Source organism: Fictibacillus sp. 18YEL24 (genome assembly GCF_015903855.1).
Lineage (GTDB): Bacteria > Bacillota > Bacilli > Bacillales > Fictibacillaceae > Fictibacillus > Fictibacillus phosphorivorans_C.
In genome coordinates, this window is record NZ_JACZDT010000002.1 from 942,402 (window position 1) to 962,239 (window position 19,838).

The window sequence follows — 19,838 nt, forward strand, 5'->3', positions numbered from 1 at the left end:
TACATATAATACATTCAAATGGATGTTTGAATGTTTGGGATGAGGTGGATAAAAGTTGAAAAGTCAAGACGTATGCGAAGTAACTTGTTTTGACGAGAAAAAAGTTGTTCGAGTTAAAGATGAAATCAATAAAAGAAATTCGCTAAACGTAGCAAGTATTTTCAAAGCTCTCTCAGATGAAACAAGACTTAAAATAGCTTATGCACTTACACTTGAAAAGGAGCTATGTGTTTGTGATGTTGCTAACATCGTAGGAAGTACAACTGCAACAGCATCCCATCATCTAAGACATCTTAGGAGTATGGGCTTAATGAAATACCGAAAAGAAGGAAAACTGGTTTTTTATTCTTTAGATGATGAGCATGTAGTACAACTGATTAAAATTACTTTTACACACCAGGAGGAGGTGGAACATCGTGGAAGAAGCTTTAACGAAGCAAGGTAACAAAACTGTATACCGTGTGTCTGGATTCACTTGAGCGGGCTGTGCGAAAAAGTTCGAAACGAACGTAAAACACCTGGATGGTGTTTCAGATGCAAGTGTTAATTTTGGAGCATTAAAACTGACTGTATATGGAGAAACCACTATTAAATCAATCGAAAAAGCAGGAGCATTTGAGAATATCAAAGTTGTTCCAGAGAACGAGGAGTTTGAAAAAAATAATGAAGCAATTTATAAACGGCATGCTTCCCTAATCGCTTCTAGCATTTTTCTGATCATGGGTTGGCTTGCAGCTGAGATGTATGGGGAGAAATCGATCACTTCCATAATTCCCTATGTCCTATCAATTGTAATCGGTGGCTATCGACTGTTTATCACAGGATTTAAGAATCTTCTCCATCTTGACTTTGATATGAGGACTCTGATGACAATCGCGATTATCGGTGCTTCATTTATTGGTGAATGGGGAGAAGGGGCGATGGTTGTCATCCTATTCGCTATCTCAGAAGCCTTAGAATCCTATTCGATGGATAAAGCAAGACAATCGATCCGATCCTTGATGGATATAGCACCTAAAGAAGCGCTGATCAAGCGTGGTAACCAAGAACAAATGGTAAAGGTTGATGACATTGAGGTAGGGGATGTCATGATCGTAAAACCAGGACAAAAAATTGCCATGGATGGACGTGTAATAAAGGGAATCTCTTCTGTCAATCAAGCGGCAATTACAGGAGAATCCATTCCAGTTACAAAAGAAAAGGATGATGAAGTCTTTGCAGGCACACTAAACGAGGAAGGGTTGTTAGAGGTTGAGGTCACCAAACATGTCGATGACACGACAATCTCAAAAATTATTCATCTGGTTGAAGAAGCTCAAGCAGAAAGAGCACCTTCTCAGGCTTTCGTGGATCGGTTTGCAAAATACTATACACCAGCAATCATCCTTGTTGCCTTTCTTGTCGCTGTTCTCCCTCCCCTATTTGATGGTGACTGGCAGAAGTGGATCTACCAGGGATTAGCTGTTCTCGTAGTTGGTTGCCCTTGTGCGTTAGTCATATCGACACCAGTTTCTATCGTAACGGCAATCGGAAACGCTGCTCGGAACGGTGTATTAATAAAAGGCGGTATCCATTTAGAGGAACTTGGGGCGATTAAAGCAATAGCATTTGATAAAACGGGTACGTTAACGAAGGGGATACCTGTTGTAACAGATCTTAAAATTGAAAGTGACACTAAAGAGATATTCTCTCTAGTAGCCGCCCTAGAAAGAGCGTCTCAACATCCCCTAGCATCGGCAATTGTAAAGAAAGCGGATGATTTAGATTGCTCTTACCAACAGATTGATATTGAAAACTTTCAATCTATAACGGGTAAGGGTATCCAAGGAACCATTAACGGTATAACATACTTCGCTGGAAGTCCAACTTGGAGCAAAGAGCGCATCTTATCAGGAATAGAATCATTCACTGCTCAAATCAGTGAATTGCAAAACCAAGGGAAAACTGTAATATTATTTGGAAACGAAAATGAAATCTTAGCACTAATCGCCGTTGCAGATGAAATAAGAGAATCCAGTCTTGGAGTCATAAAACAGTTGCATTCTCAAGGAATCCAAAAAACAATCATGTTGACCGGGGATAATAAAGGTACTGCAGAAGCTATCGGGAAACTAGTAGGTGTTACAGATATTCAGTCTGAACTACTACCACATGAGAAACTTGGAACTATTAAAGAACTTCGTAAATCCTATGAAAAAGTAGCGATGGTAGGAGATGGTGTGAACGATGCTCCCGCCCTTGCAGCAGCAAATGTGGGGATAGCAATGGGTGGAGCAGGGACCGACACGGCATTAGAAACTGCGGATATTGCTCTTATGGCAGACGATTTAAGAAAACTTCCATTCGCCATGAAACTCTCCCAAAAAACATTAACGATTATTAAACAAAACATCACATTTTCACTTGGCATCAAGCTGTTAGCGTTGCTTTTAGTCGTTCCAGGCTGGCTTACTCTCTGGATTGCGATTTTTGCAGATATGGGTGCGACCCTAATCGTGACATTAAATAGTTTGAGACTTTTAAGTATAAAAGACAAGAATTAAATTACAAAACGCTTGGAGTAGGTTTTCCAAGCGTTTTTTTACTATTTATATTGAGCCATTATTCGTTGTCCAGCTGCAATTGAATGTTTTGCTCTAGATTGGTTAAAATGGATTCAACTAGATGGGGTTGCTGTTTGTAAATGGAATGTAATTGTTGGTTTGCCCGTAACAATCGTAAAGAAATGTTATCGTGCCTCCATTCGTTTGGAATATTTGGAAACAGATTAAGTTCATCATGTAATAATTGAAGATTAGTAAGTTTAATAGTAGTCGTCTTACCATTTTCAAGTTTACTTAAATACGATTTAGAAACCCCTAACTTATATGCAAGTTCCATTAAAGTCACATTACTTTGATTTCTATAAACCCTCATTCTCTGGCCAAAATCCCGAAACATTATTAGATCCTCCGTTTCTTTAGGGAATTTATTTAATCCTTTATAAGTTTAGCCTTTTAGGTGATTGTAAAATTATACTATATTTGTAATAAAAGACTGCTAAATTCTTAGCAGCCTCTAATGTTTTGATTATTTTTTTAGTGGTATTAATCTTTATTGTTTTGCGTTTTTCTTTCATCCTCATCCATAAGTTCATTGGTAGATTTTTTAAACTCTCTCAGTGTCGCTCCTACTGCTTTACCTAGTTCGGGTAGTTTTTTCGGCCCGAAGACGATGAGAGCAGCAGCTCCTACTAATACCAAACTTCCTGGTCCTAACATCGCTATCCCTCCTTAATATTTTACGAAAAACGCCGTAAAGTACATGATGAGCATCCCAACTGAGAATGCAGCTAGGTTTAACCAAGAGACAGATGGTTCTCTGAACTTTTTATGGTCTTCGATGAGCAACTTAGTGATAACAAAGATAACTTGCAGGATCGCACCTGCTCCAATTCCTAAGAATAATGCTCCCCAGATCGGAGAGAAGACAAAGCCTCCGAACCAAGTGCCCAAGATGGCGGGTGCCCCTGCGATCAATCCTAGGAGTACGAAGTCCCTAAACCGTGGTTTGGTCTTTAACAATGGTGCAGCGATCCCGATGCCTTCTGTGATGTTATGCAATGTGAACCCGATGATTAAAAAGGTTCCGAGTGCGGCTTCACCTAAGGCGAAAGAAGAGCCGATGGCAAGACCTTCACCGAAGTTATGAAGTCCTATCCCTGTTGCCATGAGTAAAGCTAAAGCATAAGGAGAATACCCTTTAGATTCCTGTTTCTTATGCTGATACTGGTCAAAGCCGATCAGAAGGAGGAAGGTAAGAGCAGCTCCGATGATGACCACCATGTTTCCTTGGAAGACAGATGGTGCTTCAGCTCCAATCTCGAATCCATCTGCTAATGTTCCGACGAAAAGGAACAGCAATAAACCAACCGTTAATGCTAATATTGCATTGATCCATTTACGTTTAAAACGCTTCATGAACGGATACCACAACAAGCCTAGTGTGATGGGGACGATCCCGACATAAAATCCGATAAAGCCATATTTCAAAAAGTTTTCCAAAGTCGGCTTGGGTGTTAACGTTGCAGCTGGAATCTCACCTTCCGTGATGATGCCGTTCTCCGTAATCAGTTTTATAGCATGAGGATCACCTTCGACCCAAGGATAATTGATCATGACGGTACCTTCGTCAAATCGCTTTAGTGTCTGACTAGGAGAGACCGTAAAATCCCATACCGAATCATCCACCATTACCTGTGAAATCTTTAGGGTTTCTGGTCCTGTGTTGCTCACATCCACTTCGAATCCAGAAACCGTTACTTGTATTCTTTCGATGTTTAAGACTTCAATCGGTGCGGCTGGATCTTGTTCAACACCAGCCCCGTTTTTTAACACCCAAGCTAATACGCCAACTAATAAAATCAACGGAATAAGTCCTGCAATCCACCATTTTGCTTTCATCTTCACCCCTCCTTTTACTCGACCTCAAAGAATCCCATCCAACCTAGTTCAGCGAATTCACTGACATGAGCATGGAACATATATTTTCCTTTGTATGGGAAACGGACTTCAACAATCCCGCGTTCACCTTGACATTGCATGATCGTATCAGTGAACTGGGAAGGGTTGTCGTCTCTTCCAGTCGGATAATACGTAAAGTAATTGGCATGAAGATGAAACGAGTTCAACAAATCAAATTCCGTTAGATTGCTCAAATAAATACGGACAAGCTCATCCTTTTTTATCTTTATCGGATGATTCATAAACGCGAACGCATAACCGTTCACGGTGTAAAATTCGTTCTCTCCGTCTAAATCCAAGTCAAAACCGTTCATCACCATGTTCAGTTCTATTGCAGGTTTTCTCGGTTTCTTAGGATCGATGATAAAGTTTCCATAAAGTCCTTTATGAATATGTCGTGCCAAAGGGAGTACATGGCAATGATAGATCTGTAATCCATAAGGCTTCGCTTCAAATTCATACGTGAAAGATTGACCTGGATAGATCGGATCTAACCCATCCATCTCGGGAGGATGGATGCCATGGAAATGAATCGAGTGCGGGTGACTGCCTTTGTTAACAAAGTTGAAACGCAGCATGTCACCTTCTGTACAACGGAATGTTGGTCCAGGGATGGTTCCGTTGTACGTCCAGCCTGGAAACTTGATTCCCTTAGCGATCTCGATCTCTTTATCAACCGCAACGACTTCGTACGTTCTTAGTGTTTGCCCATTCGGCAGGGTGCTGACTTTTCCATAATCAAATTCAGTAAGCAATCTCTCAGCCATCTTATAGCCGTTTGTTTTGGATTTATCCGACATGTTCGCGTGATTAGCATGACTATTCTTTTTCTTGTGATTGTTGTGAGATGAGGCGTTAACCGTTCCTGTAAATGGAGCAACCTTGTTCAAAAAATAACTTCCTGCAAGTCCAATGGCTCCGACAGATCCCATTTTCAAAATATCACGACGAGAGACTTGTTCCTTTTCTTCCAGTTCCTTATCCATACTTGACCTCCTCTTAAAAAGTTTCCCTTATGCAACTTTTATGATTAATAACTACACTTTATGCCTAATACAAGTATCCTGTCAATTGTTTTTTTTTTGTAAGGTTATTTATTGTACATCCTATTTATAAAATTCTTATTTGGAATGAACAAAAAGCCAATAGAATATGGTGAAAGTGGGTGGGACAAAAAAAGAGGAGACAACGAGATGAATTCAATCATTATTGGGTTAGGGGTTTTTGTTTTTGTGTTTTTAGGCACGTTCCTTGGTGGTGGTAGTCTCCAACTTCTAAAAGATGTGGTATTCAAAAGGAGGAAATTAGTCTTATTGTTTTCAGGAGGAATCATCCTAAGTTTATTACTAAATGAAATCATCCCAGAAGCCATTGAATTATTTGAGACAAAGGGAATTATTCTTGGATTTATAGCTGGTGCACTTTTAATGAAAATTACTGATCAATTTTTCCATAAGGGGAACAAAAAATCCTTTATGTTCTTAGTAGTTGCTTTAATCCTCCATAACCTTCCCACTGGCGTAGGTGTAGGGTTGTTAATAAACGAGAGTTCAAACTCCATATTTTCTTCACCATTTTTACTTGCCATGTTTTTTCATCACATACCGGAAGGACTAGCACTTATGTCATCTGCTTTATATGGAAATGTTTCTTTCTATCTCTTTACATTAACTTGTTTGATTCTTGCGTTTTTCTTCGGTATTAGCGCATTAATTGGCAATGCGTTTTTATATCTTCAAAATATAAAAGTAAATACGCTTTTAATGGGTACATCGATAGGAACACTTAGTTTTGTAACCCTCCATGAGTTTTTAAGGAAAAGTAAAGATGTTACGATTTTTGAATGGCTTTTATACACTAGCTTTGGTTTTTTAATTCCATACTCGTTGCTTTTTATTCACTAAAACCACAAATGCTGAACTCTCCGGCTGCCATAAAAGGCAGTCCTTTTTATGGATAATTTTGGATTTGGTGATTTAATAGCAATCAATTGACAAAGTATGAATACATTCTTATTATGATACTAAAAGTTGCCTATGGGAAACAATTGGGACAGGGGGAAACACGGATGGACGAAGCTAAAGTAATAAAATTATACGATGCCAAGATCGGAAGCTTCATCCGGATCACTTCAATTGATTTAGAAGGTGTGATGAGAAGACGTTTACTGGATCTAGGTTTTGTTCGAGGGGCAGTTGTTGAAGTGATAAGAAGAAGTCCTTTAGGGGATCCGATGGCATTCCGTGTAAGCCAAACTACCATTGCTTTACGAAAAGAAGAAAGCCAGAGGATAGAAGGGGAGTTGGTCTAACATGAAAAACTCTTATACTGTTGCGTTAGCAGGCAACCCAAACACAGGAAAAAGCACGCTGTTCAATGCGTTAACAGGTTTAAAACAACATACCGGTAATTGGGCTGGTAAGACTGTTTCACTCGCAGAAGGTAAAGTTGAACATAAAGGCAAAACGGTAAGAATAATTGATCTGCCAGGTACGTATTCCTTATTCTCAAATTCAACCGATGAAGAAGTCGCAAGGAATTATATCGTTTTTGAAAAGCCAGATGTAACACTGGTCGTTTTAGATGCTACATCATTAGAGCGCAACTTTAATTTAGCCTTACAAGTTTTAGAGATGACAACGAATGTGATCATTTGTATCAATTTAATTGATGAAGCAGATAAACAAGGCATATCTATAAATGAAAAAGCGTTAACAAGGAAACTCGGTGTACCTGTTATAAAAATATCTGCGAGAAATAAAACAGGTTTTACCCTTTTATTAGATACGATTGATAGAATCCATACGGGAAAGATCGTGTGTACTCCTGAAATTATTTTTTATGATGAAGAGATCGAAAGAAAGATTCGCCAGATCGAACCGCTCGTACGGGAGTATCTTGAAGATAGTATTTCGTCAAGATGGGTAGCTTTACGCTTGCTTGACGGAGATGATTCATTATTTCAGCAGATGGAAAAACGCTTATTGGTCAAGGGGGGATAATCATGCAAAATGGATTCCAACAGAAAACTTCAGTAAGTTTGGGAAACTTATATGCGTATGCTCAAGAAATCTCTGATGATCATATGCGGGATAAGATCGTTCAAAATCTGTATAAAAAGAGTCAACAATTATGCGAATCTAGTGTCATTCATAAAAATAAGAAGAATGATAAAAGAACAGAAAAACTAGATGCCATCTTTACTTCCCCGATATTTGGATTCCCGATTATGATTATAATGCTTGGAATCGTGTTTTATCTAACTATCGCAGGGGCTAACATACCGTCATCGATGCTTGCTACTTTCTTTGGCTGGCTAGAAAATCATCTAACTGCCTTTTTTATGTATATGAATTCTCCTGATTGGCTTCATGGTATATTGGTACTTGGGTTATACCGGGGGACTACATGGGTGATAAGTGTAATGCTTCCTCCTATGGCTATTTTCTTTCCTACTTTTGCCTTGCTTGAAAACTATGGTTATCTACCACGTGTTGCCTTCAATATGGATCGAATTTTCAAGAGTGTAGGGGCACATGGAAAACAGTCTTTAACAATGGCGATGGGGTTCGGTTGTAATGCTGCAGCGATGTTATCGTCTCGAATCATTGAATCTCCAAGAGAAAGGATGCTTGCCATCCTTACGAACAACTTCGTTCCTTGCAACGGTCGTTGGGGTACCCTGATTGTTCTTGCATCACTTTTTATGGCAGCAGGATATACAGGTGGTCTTAAATCACTCGTGACGACTTCTGTTATCGTTGGAATTGTAATGGTTGGTGTAATTGTAACCTTTATTGTTTCTTGGGTTCTTTCCAAAACAGCTCTAAAAGGAGTGCCTACGCATTATACTCTAGAATTGCCGCCATATAGAAGACCGAAATTCTTTGACACAGTCATAAGATCATCATTGACAAAATCTTTATCAGTTCTTAGCCGTGCAATTAAAGTTGCTGCGCCAGCTGCAATTTTAACATGGGTCATTGCTAACATTTATGTTGGGGATACAAGTATCTTGATGTATATCGTAAACTTCTTAGATCCTTTCGGTAAGATGCTAGGGTTAGACGGCTTCATACTCATGGCTTTTCTGATTGGATTGCCCGCCAACGAGATCGTTTTGCCAATCTTATTAATGGGCTATCTTTCCACCGGGTCATTAACAGAAGTCGATAACCTGGTAGATTTGAAGCAAATCTTTGTAGAGCACGGATGGACGTGGCTTACTGCATTGAATATGATGCTATTTTCATTGTTGCATTTTCCATGCGGGACAACACTCGTGAACATATACAAAGAAACCAAGAGTAAAAAATGGACGTTTTTAGCTTTTCTGATACCAACTGTTATTGCAATTACGGTTACATTCACCATTGCTCAAACAGTTTATTTTCTTCGTTAATTCAAAAGCCCTTTATTGGGCTTTTTTTAATGTGAAAAAATGATCGATAGACACAAAGGATTAAGTTTATTTACAATTGTTTATTCTAATTATGTATTAACTTTTTCTCTTTGTATGATTGCACGCTGAGCGGATATTGTGCATAATATACATGAGCACATATTCATATTTAAGAAGGTGGAAATTATGGGACACTCTCACGATCATGGACATCACCATCATGGAAGTAATAACAAAAACGCATTAAAATGGTCATTTTTTCTAATTGCGAGCTTTATGATTGTTGAGGTCATTGGTGGCCTTTGGACTAACAGTTTGGCTCTCCTTTCCGATGCAGGGCATATGTTGAGTGATGCTGCGGCACTTGGACTTAGCTTTTTAGCTCTTACGATGGGGCAACGAAAAGCCACCCATTCAAAGACGTTTGGATACAAACGTTTTGAGATTCTAGCGGCGTTTTTAAACGGTATTACCTTAATCTTAATCTCACTTTATATCTTCTGGGAAGCTTATCACCGTATAGTAGATCCTCCAGAAGTGGTGAGCTCAGGAATGTTAATCATCTCTTTCATTGGATTGCTTGTAAACATAGCAGCTGCCTATATTTTGATGAAAGGCGATAAAGACGAGAACTTAAATGTGCGTAGTGCATTTTTACATGTGCTTGGCGACATGTTAGGATCAGTCGGAGCAATCGTTGCAGCATTACTCATCATGTTCTTGGGATGGAGTATCGCTGACCCGATTGCGAGTATCATTGTTGCGGTATTAATCATCATAAGTGGCTGGAGAGTAACAAAAGATTCCTTCCATATCTTAATGGAAGGAACACCATTAAATTTAGACGTAGAAAAAGTAAAAGAAGTTATACTATCACTTCCCGAGGTGAAGGGAGTTAACGACCTCCACGTATGGTCGATCACATCTGATTTTCCTGCACTCAGCTGCCATGTAGTAAAAGAAACATCAGCTGATTACAAGGAAGTTTTGAATCAAGTGAAAAAAGTGTTGCACGATGAATTCCATATTCATCATACGACGATTGAAGTGGATGAAGAAAGAGAAGGGCATCAGCACCAAGGGCATTGCAATTAAAAAACGAACCCTTTTCAGGGCTCGTTTTTACGTATGTTTTGCATGGTCAATGCTTTGTTTTAACAAGTCAATGACATGTTCATCATCTGTAGTATAATAAATTGTTGTGCCTTCTCTTCTTGATTTCACTAATCTAACATTTTTCAAAAATCGTAATTGGTGGGAAACTGTAGATTGTAAAAGAGAGAGTTTGTCGGCAATCTCATTTACAGACTGCTCACCATGTAGTAACAAATTTAAGATGCGTAACCTTGTTGGATCGGATAATGCTTTAAAACATTGACCGACCATAAAAAGTGTTTCTTCATCTAAATCAATAAACAGCTTTTTATTATGTTGTTCCTGTTCTCCCATGTGCAACCCCTTCTTTATTAATACATGAATCTATTATAAGAGAATCTTTCCTAATGAACAACGATTTAGACCAAGGAGGTACTTGTGAATAACGTTTTAACAACTTATCCATTCTTTGAGCTTTGGAAGATTGACATTTTACTTTTAATTGTTTTTCTAGGCTTTATATTTTCTTTAGTAACTAAGAGAGTTTTAATTTTAAATCCACATTTGGATGGTGTAAGCATTAAGAAGAGGGCACTTTTTTGTAGTGGGTTGATTCTTTGGGCTATTGCAGAGGGCAGTCCGTTAAGTCTGATCGGACATCATTATCTCTTCAGTGTACATATGGTACAGATGACAATTACCTATCTGATGGTACCACCATTATTAATTGCAGGGCTCCCGGAATGGGTGTTTACCTATCTCTTTCAGGTATCATCCATCAAGAAAATGGTCCACTTTGCAACAAGACCCTTGTTAGCGATACTAGTATTCAATTCCTTGTTTTCGATTTATCATTTTCCAAATGTTTTTGACACGCTGATGGCTAACCCTTGGGCGATGGATTTTTATCATATTGTTTTATTTATTACATCAATTATGATGTGGTTTCCTATAATATCAAATGTTCAAACCGGAAAAGAATTATCAAGCCTTCAAAAGACAGGATACATCTTTGCCATGGGCGTACTGCTCACACCAGCATGTGCGTTAATCATTTTTGCAAAAGACATATTGTATCAGATGTATCAACACAGATCGTCGATCACTTACCTCTCCTATACACCTCTGTATGATCAGCAACTTGGAGGAGTAATCATGAAAATCGGACAAGAGATTATATATGGAACGGTATTGTTGAGGATCTTTATCGGTTGGTTCAAAAAAGATAAGTTATATAGCATTGATGAATTACCAGCTGAGGATTATCGGGTCCCAAAGGGATAGCCATTTCTGTTCTAATTGGGGGGAATAAGCATGAATTATGATGTGATTGTGATTGGCGCTGGTCAAGCAGGATTAGCGATGGGCTATTACTTAAAGAAGGCAAAACATTCATTTTTAATAATCGGTAAAGAAGAGAATGTTGGGGATGTTTGGAGAAAGCGTTATGATTCTCTCGTTCTGTTCACGCCGCGGTCATATAGTACACTTCCAGGATGCTATTTTGAAGGGGATCAAGACGTTTATCCGACAAAATATGAAGTAGCAGACTACCTTGCGTCATATGCTGAAAAATTTTCATTACCCCTTCAATTAAACACTAACGTTTATAGTTTGCATAAAGAGGATAACCGATTTGTAGTTAAAACGAACCAAGGCGATTTTCTTTCAGATAATGTAGTTGTGGCTACGGGGCCGTTTCAGGTCCCATTTATACCTGAGTTTTCACATCAGTTCTCCAATGAGGTTTTTCAAGTACATTCTTCAGGTTATCGATCTCCAGAACAGCTCAAAAGTGGATCAGTGTTGATCGTTGGTGGTGGGAATTCTGGTGCTCAGATCGCCGTTGAGTTGTCCAAGACCAAAGAAGTGTACTTGTCTGTAGGACATAAAATGAAGTTCTTTCCGCAAGTAATCGGAAATAAGAGCATCTTTTGGTGGTTTCAAAAGTTAGGACTTCTACAATCACACGTAAATACCACAATAGGGCGATTTTTGAGCCGTCAGCCTGATCCAATTTTTGGTCTTGAACTGAAAAAAGCGATAATAGAAAAGAAGGTAATTTTAAAATCACGATCTGTTAGTGTAGAAAATGACAAGATCATGTTTGAAGATGTGAGCAGGGTAATGGTTGATAATGTTGTTTGGGCGACAGGTTTTAAATCCGATTTTAGCTGGATACAAATTGAGGGTTTATTCGATTACGATAGAAAACCTATTCATCAAAGAGGCGTTACTAAAGTTAAAGGGCTATACTTTTTAGGTTTGCCCTGGCAGTATCGAAGAGGATCAGGGCTGCTCTATGGAGTCGGAAATGATGCAGAGTATCTAATGAATCATATGAACAGCTTACAATAAAAACAGTGCATACAGCGCACTGTTTTTTTATAATCTAACTTGATTTTTTCTTTTCCTCCATGAGCCACTTAGAGGCTAAGACTTCTTGCTCAAATCGATTTGCATGCTCCTCTTGCTTCTTGGACACTTTCTTTATGAAAACGACAAAGATAAATGAGAATACAATTCCTATAACTATCAAAAGTGTAGGTCCTACAAACTCCATCGTCTCTTTTGAAATATTAAACAATATGATCACTCCCTTCATGGTATTTATGTGCATATGTTCATATAATAGCATTAAAAATATTATTATACTATCGAGGTAAGTTATTTTTAAGTAGCCATAGTATATCTTATTATGTTGATCATTAATTTAGGGCTGGATAAAATGAAAACCCACATTCTATTAAAGACAATGTATTTAATCACAATATTCTAAATTGAACTGTCACGTTATTGTTCCAATGCAAATATTTAAATTTACTAGAATTCATATAGAATGAATATATGAATATATGCACATGTATATTGAAAAATTGAGTTTAATGTACTGGAGGTGGGCGATATGAAACTTACTAATTTACAACTTTTTCTTTTCCTGACGGCCTTTGGATTTGTTACTGCAAGTGCGTATTGGATCTTAGCGATTTTGAAATCATATTAATTGAGGTGAAAAAGAATGTACAAGAAAACCATATTGATCATTGATGACGATTGGGACATGAGAAACTTATTGCGTATCTATCTTCGTGATTATTATCACCTTCTTGAATTAGATAATGGGCAGCGCGCTCTAGATGTATTGACAAGAAATAAAGTAGATCTTGTTATATTGGATATTATGATGCCAGAAATAGACGGATGGGAAATCTGTATGAGAATACGTGAGAAAAGTACAACACCTGTCCTAATGCTTACTGCTTTATCCGATGTACAGGATAAGATTATGGGCTTGAATATTGGGGCGGATGATTATATAACAAAGCCATTTGAACCTGATGAGTTGTTGGCTAGAGTTCAGGCATTGCTGCGAAGAGTGTCTTACTTAAATACAATGGAAAAGAAAGAAAATGAAATAATAATTGAGGATTTAACGATTAATATTAGAGCTCGAGAAGTATTCGCAAACGAGAAGAGTGTCAACTTTACGCCAAAAGAGACAGAGTTGCTCATATTTTTAGCTAATAATCCTAGACAGGTTATGACGAGAGAAGTTCTCTTAAACAAAATTTGGGGTGAATATTACTCATATGATGGCAGGGTCGTAGACACACATGTTAAAAATATTAGAGTAAAGCTAAGAGAAAAGGGACTTTCTTTTGATCCAATAAAAACGGTTTGGGGCGTAGGTTACAAATTCTCTCAACCAGGAGAACAAGTGTAATGAAGAATAGTATCATCTTTAAGATAAGTGGAAGTTTTATTTTACTTTTCTTAGTTGTGCTATTCCCTACAGGTATTGTAATCTACCAAGGATTTTCGGGTTTTTATTATAATGAAGTAAGACAAAATATAAATAAACTATCTGAGCAGTATGCCCATTCAATCAACAACACAAATGATAAAGAGTTTATTAGTATGTTTGAATCTCTGTCCAGACTAACAAGGACTGATATATTCATCACAGATTCTAAGGGGAATATAATTGCTAGTACTGGCGTGGAGGGCTTGGAAGAAGGCAAAAAGATTTCAACAAAAAACAACAATTTGTTATCTAGAGGGCAGACAATAAATAAAGAATATGAAGAACCTATTTCGAAGGCTCATCATCTAATGGCAGGAAAACCAATAAAGAATAACCACACTTTTAAAGGCAGTGTTTTTGTACTTTCATCGATTGAAGAGATTCATGAATCGATAAAAAAGGTTCGCCTATTACTTACACTTGTAGGAATCGGTGCTTTCTTTCTTATGCTTGGCTTCACTTATTTTCTTTCACGAAAACTGGCTGCTCCATTATTACAAATGGAAAAAGCAACGAAAGAAATCGCGAAAGGTAATCTCGGTGTACCGGTTGAATATTCTTCCAATGATGAAGTGGGTCAACTCGGGAAGGCAATAAATTTATTGAAAGTGGAACTAAAACAGTACCGTGATTCGAGGCAAGATTTTTTAGCTTCCATTTCGCATGAATTACGTACACCTATCACCTATATTGAAGGGTATTCAAAGGCACTTAAAAATAAACTTTATAAAGATGATAATGAAAAAGTTTTATACTTAGATACCATTAATCGGGCTTCTTTGCAATTAAAAGGCTTGATTAACGACCTCTTTGATTTATCAAAAATGGATATCGACCAATTTCAGCTAACAAAACAACAAATTGATATTATTGAACTTGCCGAATCTATCCTTGTTAAAGTAAAACTGCGGGCAGGAGATAAAGATATAGGAATTGAGTTTATTAAAAATACAGAAGAAGCTTATCTTTACGCAGATGCCTTGCGAATCGAGCAAATATTATTAAATCTCTTAGAAAATGCCATTCGTTATACAGATCACGGAAGTGTTATATTGGAAATAAACAAATCAAAAAAATTTATTGGAATTCGTGTCAAAGATACTGGAAAAGGAATTCCAGAAAAAGAACTTCCTTTTATTTTTGACCGTTTTTATCGAGTGGAGCGATCAAGATCAAGGCAACACGGTGGCTCTGGATTAGGCTTATCTATCGTAAAAAAGTTAGTTGAACTTCACGATGGAACAATAGAAGTTAAAAGTGATCCAGGTAAGGGATCAGAATTTATAGTAAGTATCCCTATTAATCAAAAAGTACACTAAACACAAAAAAATTAGAATTGGAGAGAGGTATATGTATCCTCTCTTTTTTTTGTAATAAAAATGAAAAATAAAAGGGTGCATTTCTTCACAGTTTCCACACATTTTTCAATTATAGTGAGTGTGTCCTAGAAACTCGAATAAACAATTATAGTGTCAGATTTTGGTGTCAGGAGGCTCGGAATTTGAAGAAAGAACTAGTTTTAATGACTGCATTCTTTACCTTGCAGTTAGGTATTGCAAATGAATTAACAACTGTAAACGCAACAACCTTGGATGAGATAAAGGAAAAAAAAGAGGAGAATGATAAAAAACGGCAAGGGAAATTAGCAGAAAAGAATGAAATAGTCACTAAAAAAGAAACCATTTCTTCTGAGATTAAACGACTCGATTTATCGATCATGGATAAAACGCGAGAATTAGAATCGAAGAAGGAAGAAATCGAAGAGATAACCAAAAATATAGAAACTTTAAAGAAAGAGATTGCTATTATAGAAAAACGAATTGAAAAGAGAGACAAACTTCTAAAAGAAAGAGTGTCTGCCATGTATGAGGATGGAGGTGCAACCAGCTATTTAGAAGTTGTATTGGGTTCAAAAAGCTTTGGCGATTTCTTAGATCGAGTCATAGCTTTAAATACGATTGCTGACCAAGACCGATCTATCATCGAAGAACATAAAGCAGATCTAAATGTATTGGACATTAAAAAGGCTAAAATCGAAAATCAGCTATTAACACTGGAAGAAACCAAAGTTGAACTTGAAAAGCTAATGAAAGTTCTTGACGATCAGCGGAATAAAAAAAATATAATATTATCAGATTTGAAGAATAAAGAAGGTGAGATTAACTCCTATATCTTAGATCTTGAGGAGAAAAATAAACTTCTAGACGACCAAGAAAAAGCGAAGAAAGCAGAAATCGCTCGTGCAAAACGAGAATCTGCAATGAGCCAAAACAACAATTCTCAGCCAAAATCAAATAGTGGGAGCGGTTCATTTTTATTTCCAACTGAAGGTATAATTACTTCAAAGACTGGTCCTAGATGGGGAAAAGAGCATGCGGGTCTTGATATTGCTAAAGCAGGAACCGTACCAGTTGTTGCTGCAGCTAATGGGACAGTGCTGCGTTCTTATTATTCATCGAGCTATGGTAATGTAGTATATCTAACACATTATATCAATGGTCAGTTGTATACTACTGTCTATGCTCACATGAAAAGCCGCCTTGTAGATTCAGGAGAAACGGTAACAAAAGGGCAACAGCTTGGTTATCAAGGCAATACGGGCAGATCAACAGGTCAACATCTCCATTTTGAGCTTCATCAAGGGGAATGGAATTCAAGTAAATCAAATGCAATTGATGCTTTACCATTACTAAGCAGATAACAAAAAGAATAATCCATTTCCATTCCCAATACCTCCCTCTTTGGTATTGTTTATATAAAATTTGAACCTGCAGGTAATAAACACCCGAATCTCAACGGGTGTTTTTACCTGTTAATATAGGATAAGTATAGGGTGACTTTTATGAATGATATAAATCTGATTTTTTCGTTTACTGCTGGACTCTTATCGTTTCTTTCGCCTTGTTCCTTGCCGCTTTACCCAGCCTTTGTGTCTTATATAACTGGTGTATCTTTACAGGACTTGAAAGAATCAAACAGGATATCAAAGCATGCGGTTCTTCATACCTTGTTCTTTCTTGCTGGATTCTCAATTATCTTCCTTGTATTAGGATTATCCTCTTCGTTATTCAGCCAACTGTTTATGCAATATAAAGATCTTTTTCGTCAAGTTGGAGCCGTGGTCATCGTATTTTTCGGGCTACTTGTAACCGGGAACTTAAGTATTAAGTTTTTAATGAAGGATAAAAGAGTTCGTTTTACTAAACGTCCTTCAGGATATTTTGGGTCTGTCCTGATTGGATTAGGTTTTGCGGCTGGGTGGACGCCATGTACAGGGCCGATACTCGCTGCTGTCATGGCTCTAGGAATTACGAATCCTGGGTCGGGGTTAATTTACATGTCTTTTTATATCTTAGGATTTGCTATTCCTTTTTTTGCACTCACTTTCTTTGTTGAAAAAATTCAATGGTTCAAAGTGCACAGCGGTATTTTTATGAATATTGGCGGTTATCTAATGATTATAATGGGAATCTTTTTGTATTTTGATTGGATGACTAAAATCATTTCGTTTCTTACAAATAATATATTCGGGGGATTTACTGGCTTTTAAAATTGGAATTTTAATTCCTATGAATTTGCAAAGATGGGGGAGAAAATTTTGGCAGAAGTAAGCGGTATCTTATTATATTGTGCATTTTTTGTCTATTTAATTGCAATAATTCCTTTTTCGATGGCTATGCCAAGTGAAAAAAAGAAACAACAATCTAATAAATGGGGGCAAATCGGATATTTTGTTTCTATTTTAGGATTTTTATTCCAAGCTGGATATTTTGTAACTCGATGGTTTGCGAGTGGTCATGCACCTGTCAGCAACCTTTTTGAATTCATCACTTTCTTTGGTATGATGCTCGTTTTTGCATTTTTAATCATCTATCGAATATATAAAACAAATATTTTAGCCATATTCACAATGCCGATTGCACTATTGATCATCGCATATGCAAGTATGTTTCCTAAAGAAATTTCACCATTAATACCAGCGCTTCAAAGTGACTGGTTAAAAATCCATGTCACTACAGCAGCTCTTGGTGAGGGACTTTTGTCTATTAGTTTTGTTGCTGGACTTATATATTTAATACGTAATGTGGATCAATCAAAATTCAATAAAATGACATTTTGGTTAGAGTTTATCCTTTATTCATTGCTATCTGTTGTTGGATTTATTTTAATCAGTTTTTCGTTTAATCTTATGGATTATAGTACTACATTTATTTGGAATGATAAAAATGAACGTATGATTACTGTCACATACGAACTTCCAGCTATTGTAAGTCCAGATGATTCAGAAGTCAACAGTAATAATCCGAGCTCACTTTTTGAAACCCCTTCTTGGATGGATGGGAAAAACGCAGCAAAAAATTTAAATAGTTTATTGTGGTCGTTTGTTGCCGGCTCTTTATTGTACATTTTGATAACGATGCTCTGCCGTAAACGAATAGCTGCATATATTCAACCAAAGTTAAAGCATATAGACCCTGAGTTATTGGATGAAATATCGTACAGAGGCGTTGCAATTGGATTTCCTGTCTTTACATTAGGTGCACTTGTATTTGCTATGATATGGGCACAAGAAGCATGGAGCAGGTTTTGGGGATGGGACCCTAAGGAAGTATGGGCTTTAATCACATTTTTATTTTATGCAGCCTATTTACACTTGCGTCTATCAAGAGGCTGGCATGGGGAAAAATCTGCATGGCTAAGTGTTGTTGGCTTTTTAATCATCATGTTCAATTTAATAGCAGTAAATTTAGTAATCGCAGGATTACATTCATATGCATAAGGAATTTGATACAATAGACATAATTAAAAAATCATAGAGGTGTTTATATGAAACAAAAAAGTAACCCCTTTAAGAAGATTGTATTAGGTACGCTTGTTCTATTCGGCATAATATTAGGTCTCTTTCTAATTTCCAATGCTAATCAAGATAGTGATTTGAACACACAATCCAGCTACAAATCCTCTCCATCCATTAAAGGACAGCCGACTATAGGTGATGCTAAAGCGGACGTGCAAGTTGTTGAGTTTGGAGATTACAAATGTCCGGCTTGTAAAGCATGGAGTGCTCAGATCTTCCCTAAATTACAAAAAGATTTTATTGATACTGGTAAAGTTAAATTCTCGTTTATCAATGTATTATTTCATGGAGAAGAGTCCGAATTAGCTTCCATCGCTGGCGAATCGGTATTTGCACAAGATGAAGAAGCCTTCTGGATTTTTAACAAAAAGATGTTTGAAGAACAACCAGCAGAAAACCATGATGGGGCATGGATTACAACAGACAAGATCTTAGAGGTTTTAAGTAAAAACACGCCTGAAATAGATAGAGAGAAAGTTAAACAAGATATGGAGAGTAAAGCCACTTTAGAAGAAGTAAGTAAAGATATTGAACTGGTAAAAGAATACAAAGTAGAACAAACTCCAAGTATTATGGTTAATGGAACAATGCTTACTGATCCTTTTAACTATGAAGAGCTAACCAAATTAATCGAACAAGAATTAGAAGGAAAATAATATGAAGCTACGTGAATCAACGCTGTATCTATCATGGGTAATATCCATATTCGCCACGTTTGGAAGTCTCTATTTTAGTGAAGTTAGGGAATTCGTTCCATGCGATTTGTGTTGGTATCAAAGGATCATGATGTATCCTTTGACCATTATTTTAGGAATTGCAGCATATCAAAATAATAAATCTATAAAGCACTACGTTCTGCCGTTATCGATTTTAGGGGGATGCATTTCTCTTTTCCATTATTTAGAACAGAAAGTGCCGGGTTTTGCTGCGATCAAACCATGCAAAAACGGAGTTCCTTGTAGTACGGAATATATTAATTGGTTCGGCTTTGTAACTATTCCATTCTTGGCATTAACCGCGTTTAGTTTAATAACTTTGCTTTTACTGTTAACGAAAAATAAATAATGGTGTATTAAAATAAAACCTATCCAAAAAAACGGATAGGTTTTTTTCTTTTTGAAGGTCAAGTACTTGTTGGGAAATCGGAAGAAAAACCCAAGTTTGTGAACAATGTTT

Annotated in this window: 22 protein-coding genes; 16 read left to right on the top strand and 6 right to left on the bottom strand. The window is 37.1% G+C overall.

From position 1 onward, the window contains the following. The first annotated feature begins 55 nt into the window (after positions 1 to 55). On the top strand, positions 56 to 445 hold the full coding sequence (locus HU823_RS09990; RefSeq protein ID WP_197129690.1) for an ArsR/SmtB family transcription factor: 390 nt from the start codon (positions 56 to 58) through the stop codon (positions 443 to 445). Continuing rightward, positions 417 to 2,543: a heavy metal translocating P-type ATPase gene (locus HU823_RS09995; RefSeq protein WP_312035281.1), complete on the top strand. Its 2,127-nt coding sequence runs from the start codon at positions 417 to 419 to the stop codon at positions 2,541 to 2,543. The genes HU823_RS09990 and HU823_RS09995 overlap by 29 nt, the downstream gene beginning before the upstream one ends. 58 nt (positions 2,544 to 2,601) lie before the next feature. Here the strand turns inward: HU823_RS09995 and HU823_RS10000 are convergent, their stop codons facing one another. From HU823_RS10000 to HU823_RS10015, 4 genes are all read right to left on the bottom strand, one after another. Beyond that, positions 2,602 to 2,940: a helix-turn-helix domain-containing protein gene (locus HU823_RS10000; protein WP_197129693.1), complete on the bottom strand. Its 339-nt coding sequence runs from the start codon at positions 2,938 to 2,940 to the stop codon at positions 2,602 to 2,604. A 146-nt stretch (positions 2,941 to 3,086) separates the two neighbouring features. After that, a complete protein-coding gene (locus HU823_RS10005) occupies positions 3,087 to 3,260 on the bottom strand; it encodes a twin-arginine translocase TatA/TatE family subunit (RefSeq protein WP_197129696.1) in 174 nt (57 codons plus the stop codon). Between the two features lie 12 nt (positions 3,261 to 3,272). Continuing rightward, positions 3,273 to 4,442: a ZIP family metal transporter gene (locus HU823_RS10010; protein WP_197129699.1), complete on the bottom strand. Its 1,170-nt coding sequence runs from the start codon at positions 4,440 to 4,442 to the stop codon at positions 3,273 to 3,275. A gap of 14 nt (positions 4,443 to 4,456) precedes the next feature. After that, positions 4,457 to 5,488, bottom strand: a complete 1,032-nt coding sequence (locus HU823_RS10015; RefSeq protein ID WP_370568612.1) for a multicopper oxidase domain-containing protein — start codon at positions 5,486 to 5,488, stop codon at positions 4,457 to 4,459. Between the two features lie 327 nt (positions 5,489 to 5,815). Between HU823_RS10015 and HU823_RS10020 the strand changes: the two genes are divergently transcribed. From HU823_RS10020 to HU823_RS10040, 5 genes are all read left to right on the top strand, one after another. Then, a complete protein-coding gene (locus HU823_RS10020; RefSeq protein WP_197221981.1) occupies positions 5,816 to 6,406 on the top strand; it encodes a hypothetical protein in 591 nt (196 codons plus the stop codon). Positions 6,407 to 6,570: 164 nt separating this feature from the next. Then, the gene (locus tag HU823_RS10025; RefSeq protein ID WP_197129705.1) at positions 6,571 to 6,813 is read left to right on the top strand and encodes a FeoA family protein; all 243 of its coding nucleotides are present in this window, start codon (positions 6,571 to 6,573) and stop codon (positions 6,811 to 6,813) included. Between the two features lies 1 nt (position 6,814). After that, positions 6,815 to 7,504, top strand: a complete 690-nt coding sequence (locus HU823_RS10030) for a FeoB small GTPase domain-containing protein (protein ID WP_197129709.1) — start codon at positions 6,815 to 6,817, stop codon at positions 7,502 to 7,504. A gap of 2 nt (positions 7,505 to 7,506) precedes the next feature. Further along, entirely contained in the window at positions 7,507 to 8,904 is a 1,398-nt protein-coding gene (locus HU823_RS10035) for a ferrous iron transporter B (RefSeq protein WP_197129711.1), read from the top strand. A 186-nt stretch (positions 8,905 to 9,090) separates the two neighbouring features. Further along, on the top strand, positions 9,091 to 9,999 hold the full coding sequence (locus HU823_RS10040) for a cation diffusion facilitator family transporter (protein WP_197129714.1): 909 nt from the start codon (positions 9,091 to 9,093) through the stop codon (positions 9,997 to 9,999). Positions 10,000 to 10,026: 27 nt separating this feature from the next. On the opposite strand, the gene HU823_RS10045 is transcribed toward HU823_RS10040, so the two are convergent. Next, positions 10,027 to 10,353 carry an ArsR/SmtB family transcription factor gene (locus HU823_RS10045; protein WP_197129725.1) on the bottom strand — a complete coding sequence of 109 codons (327 nt, stop codon included), beginning with the start codon at positions 10,351 to 10,353 and terminating at the stop codon, positions 10,027 to 10,029. An 84-nt stretch (positions 10,354 to 10,437) separates the two neighbouring features. Between HU823_RS10045 and HU823_RS10050 the strand changes: the two genes are divergently transcribed. Both HU823_RS10050 and HU823_RS10055 read left to right on the top strand, forming a co-directional pair. After that, entirely contained in the window at positions 10,438 to 11,283 is an 846-nt protein-coding gene (locus tag HU823_RS10050) for a cytochrome c oxidase assembly protein (RefSeq protein WP_197129728.1), read from the top strand. Between the two features lie 30 nt (positions 11,284 to 11,313). Beyond that, the gene (locus HU823_RS10055; RefSeq protein ID WP_197129731.1) at positions 11,314 to 12,357 is read left to right on the top strand and encodes a flavin-containing monooxygenase; all 1,044 of its coding nucleotides are present in this window, start codon (positions 11,314 to 11,316) and stop codon (positions 12,355 to 12,357) included. 34 nt (positions 12,358 to 12,391) lie between these two features. Here HU823_RS10055 and HU823_RS10060 read toward each other — a convergent pair whose 3' ends face one another. Next, positions 12,392 to 12,586 (bottom strand): hypothetical protein, encoded by a 195-nt coding sequence (locus tag HU823_RS10060; protein ID WP_197129734.1) that lies wholly within the window; start codon positions 12,584 to 12,586, stop codon positions 12,392 to 12,394. Positions 12,587 to 13,018: 432 nt separating this feature from the next. Between HU823_RS10060 and HU823_RS10065 the strand changes: the two genes are divergently transcribed. The 7 genes from HU823_RS10065 (at position 13,019) to HU823_RS10095 (ending at position 19,727) form a co-directional block, all read left to right on the top strand. After that, a complete protein-coding gene (locus tag HU823_RS10065) occupies positions 13,019 to 13,723 on the top strand; it encodes a response regulator transcription factor (RefSeq protein ID WP_197129736.1) in 705 nt (234 codons plus the stop codon). Continuing rightward, positions 13,723 to 15,123: a sensor histidine kinase gene (locus tag HU823_RS10070; protein WP_197129739.1), complete on the top strand. Its 1,401-nt coding sequence runs from the start codon at positions 13,723 to 13,725 to the stop codon at positions 15,121 to 15,123. The genes HU823_RS10065 and HU823_RS10070 overlap by 1 nt, the downstream gene beginning before the upstream one ends. A gap of 182 nt (positions 15,124 to 15,305) precedes the next feature. Beyond that, on the top strand, positions 15,306 to 16,505 hold the full coding sequence (locus HU823_RS10075) for a murein hydrolase activator EnvC family protein (protein ID WP_197129742.1): 1,200 nt from the start codon (positions 15,306 to 15,308) through the stop codon (positions 16,503 to 16,505). A 141-nt stretch (positions 16,506 to 16,646) separates the two neighbouring features. Continuing rightward, positions 16,647 to 17,354 carry a cytochrome c biogenesis CcdA family protein gene (locus tag HU823_RS10080; RefSeq protein WP_197129745.1) on the top strand — a complete coding sequence of 236 codons (708 nt, stop codon included), beginning with the start codon at positions 16,647 to 16,649 and terminating at the stop codon, positions 17,352 to 17,354. 48 nt (positions 17,355 to 17,402) lie between these two features. Beyond that, the gene (gene ccsB, locus HU823_RS10085; RefSeq protein ID WP_197129748.1) at positions 17,403 to 18,584 is read left to right on the top strand and encodes a c-type cytochrome biogenesis protein CcsB; all 1,182 of its coding nucleotides are present in this window, start codon (positions 17,403 to 17,405) and stop codon (positions 18,582 to 18,584) included. 47 nt (positions 18,585 to 18,631) lie between these two features. Continuing rightward, a complete protein-coding gene (locus HU823_RS10090) occupies positions 18,632 to 19,318 on the top strand; it encodes a DsbA family protein (protein WP_197129751.1) in 687 nt (228 codons plus the stop codon). A gap of 1 nt (position 19,319) precedes the next feature. Continuing rightward, positions 19,320 to 19,727, top strand: a complete 408-nt coding sequence (locus tag HU823_RS10095) for a disulfide oxidoreductase (protein WP_197129755.1) — start codon at positions 19,320 to 19,322, stop codon at positions 19,725 to 19,727. The last annotated feature ends 111 nt before the right edge of the window (positions 19,728 to 19,838 follow it).

Bases quoted from the DNA above. Each gene is read 5' to 3' on its own strand.
- HU823_RS10095 (WP_197129755.1), top strand. From the start codon at position 19,320: ATGAAGCTACGTGAATCAACGCTGTATCTATCATGGGTAATATCCATA.
- HU823_RS10055 (WP_197129731.1), top strand. From the start codon at position 11,314: ATGAATTATGATGTGATTGTGATTGGCGCTGGTCAAGCAGGATTAGCG.
- HU823_RS10000 (WP_197129693.1), bottom strand. From the start codon at position 2,940: ATGTTTCGGGATTTTGGCCAGAGAATGAGGGTTTATAGAAATCAAAGT.
- HU823_RS10015 (WP_370568612.1), bottom strand. From the start codon at position 5,488: ATGGATAAGGAACTGGAAGAAAAGGAACAAGTCTCTCGTCGTGATATT.
- HU823_RS10045 (WP_197129725.1), bottom strand. From the start codon at position 10,353: ATGGGAGAACAGGAACAACATAATAAAAAGCTGTTTATTGATTTAGAT.
- HU823_RS10065 (WP_197129736.1), top strand. From the start codon at position 13,019: ATGTACAAGAAAACCATATTGATCATTGATGACGATTGGGACATGAGA.
- HU823_RS10040 (WP_197129714.1), top strand. From the start codon at position 9,091: ATGGGACACTCTCACGATCATGGACATCACCATCATGGAAGTAATAAC.
- HU823_RS10005 (WP_197129696.1), bottom strand. From the start codon at position 3,260: ATGTTAGGACCAGGAAGTTTGGTATTAGTAGGAGCTGCTGCTCTCATC.
- HU823_RS10070 (WP_197129739.1), top strand. From the start codon at position 13,723: ATGAAGAATAGTATCATCTTTAAGATAAGTGGAAGTTTTATTTTACTT.
- HU823_RS10035 (WP_197129711.1), top strand. From the start codon at position 7,507: ATGCAAAATGGATTCCAACAGAAAACTTCAGTAAGTTTGGGAAACTTA.
- HU823_RS10080 (WP_197129745.1), top strand. From the start codon at position 16,647: ATGAATGATATAAATCTGATTTTTTCGTTTACTGCTGGACTCTTATCG.
- HU823_RS10025 (WP_197129705.1), top strand. From the start codon at position 6,571: ATGGACGAAGCTAAAGTAATAAAATTATACGATGCCAAGATCGGAAGC.
- HU823_RS10090 (WP_197129751.1), top strand. From the start codon at position 18,632: ATGAAACAAAAAAGTAACCCCTTTAAGAAGATTGTATTAGGTACGCTT.
- HU823_RS10010 (WP_197129699.1), bottom strand. From the start codon at position 4,442: ATGAAAGCAAAATGGTGGATTGCAGGACTTATTCCGTTGATTTTATTA.
- HU823_RS10030 (WP_197129709.1), top strand. From the start codon at position 6,815: ATGAAAAACTCTTATACTGTTGCGTTAGCAGGCAACCCAAACACAGGA.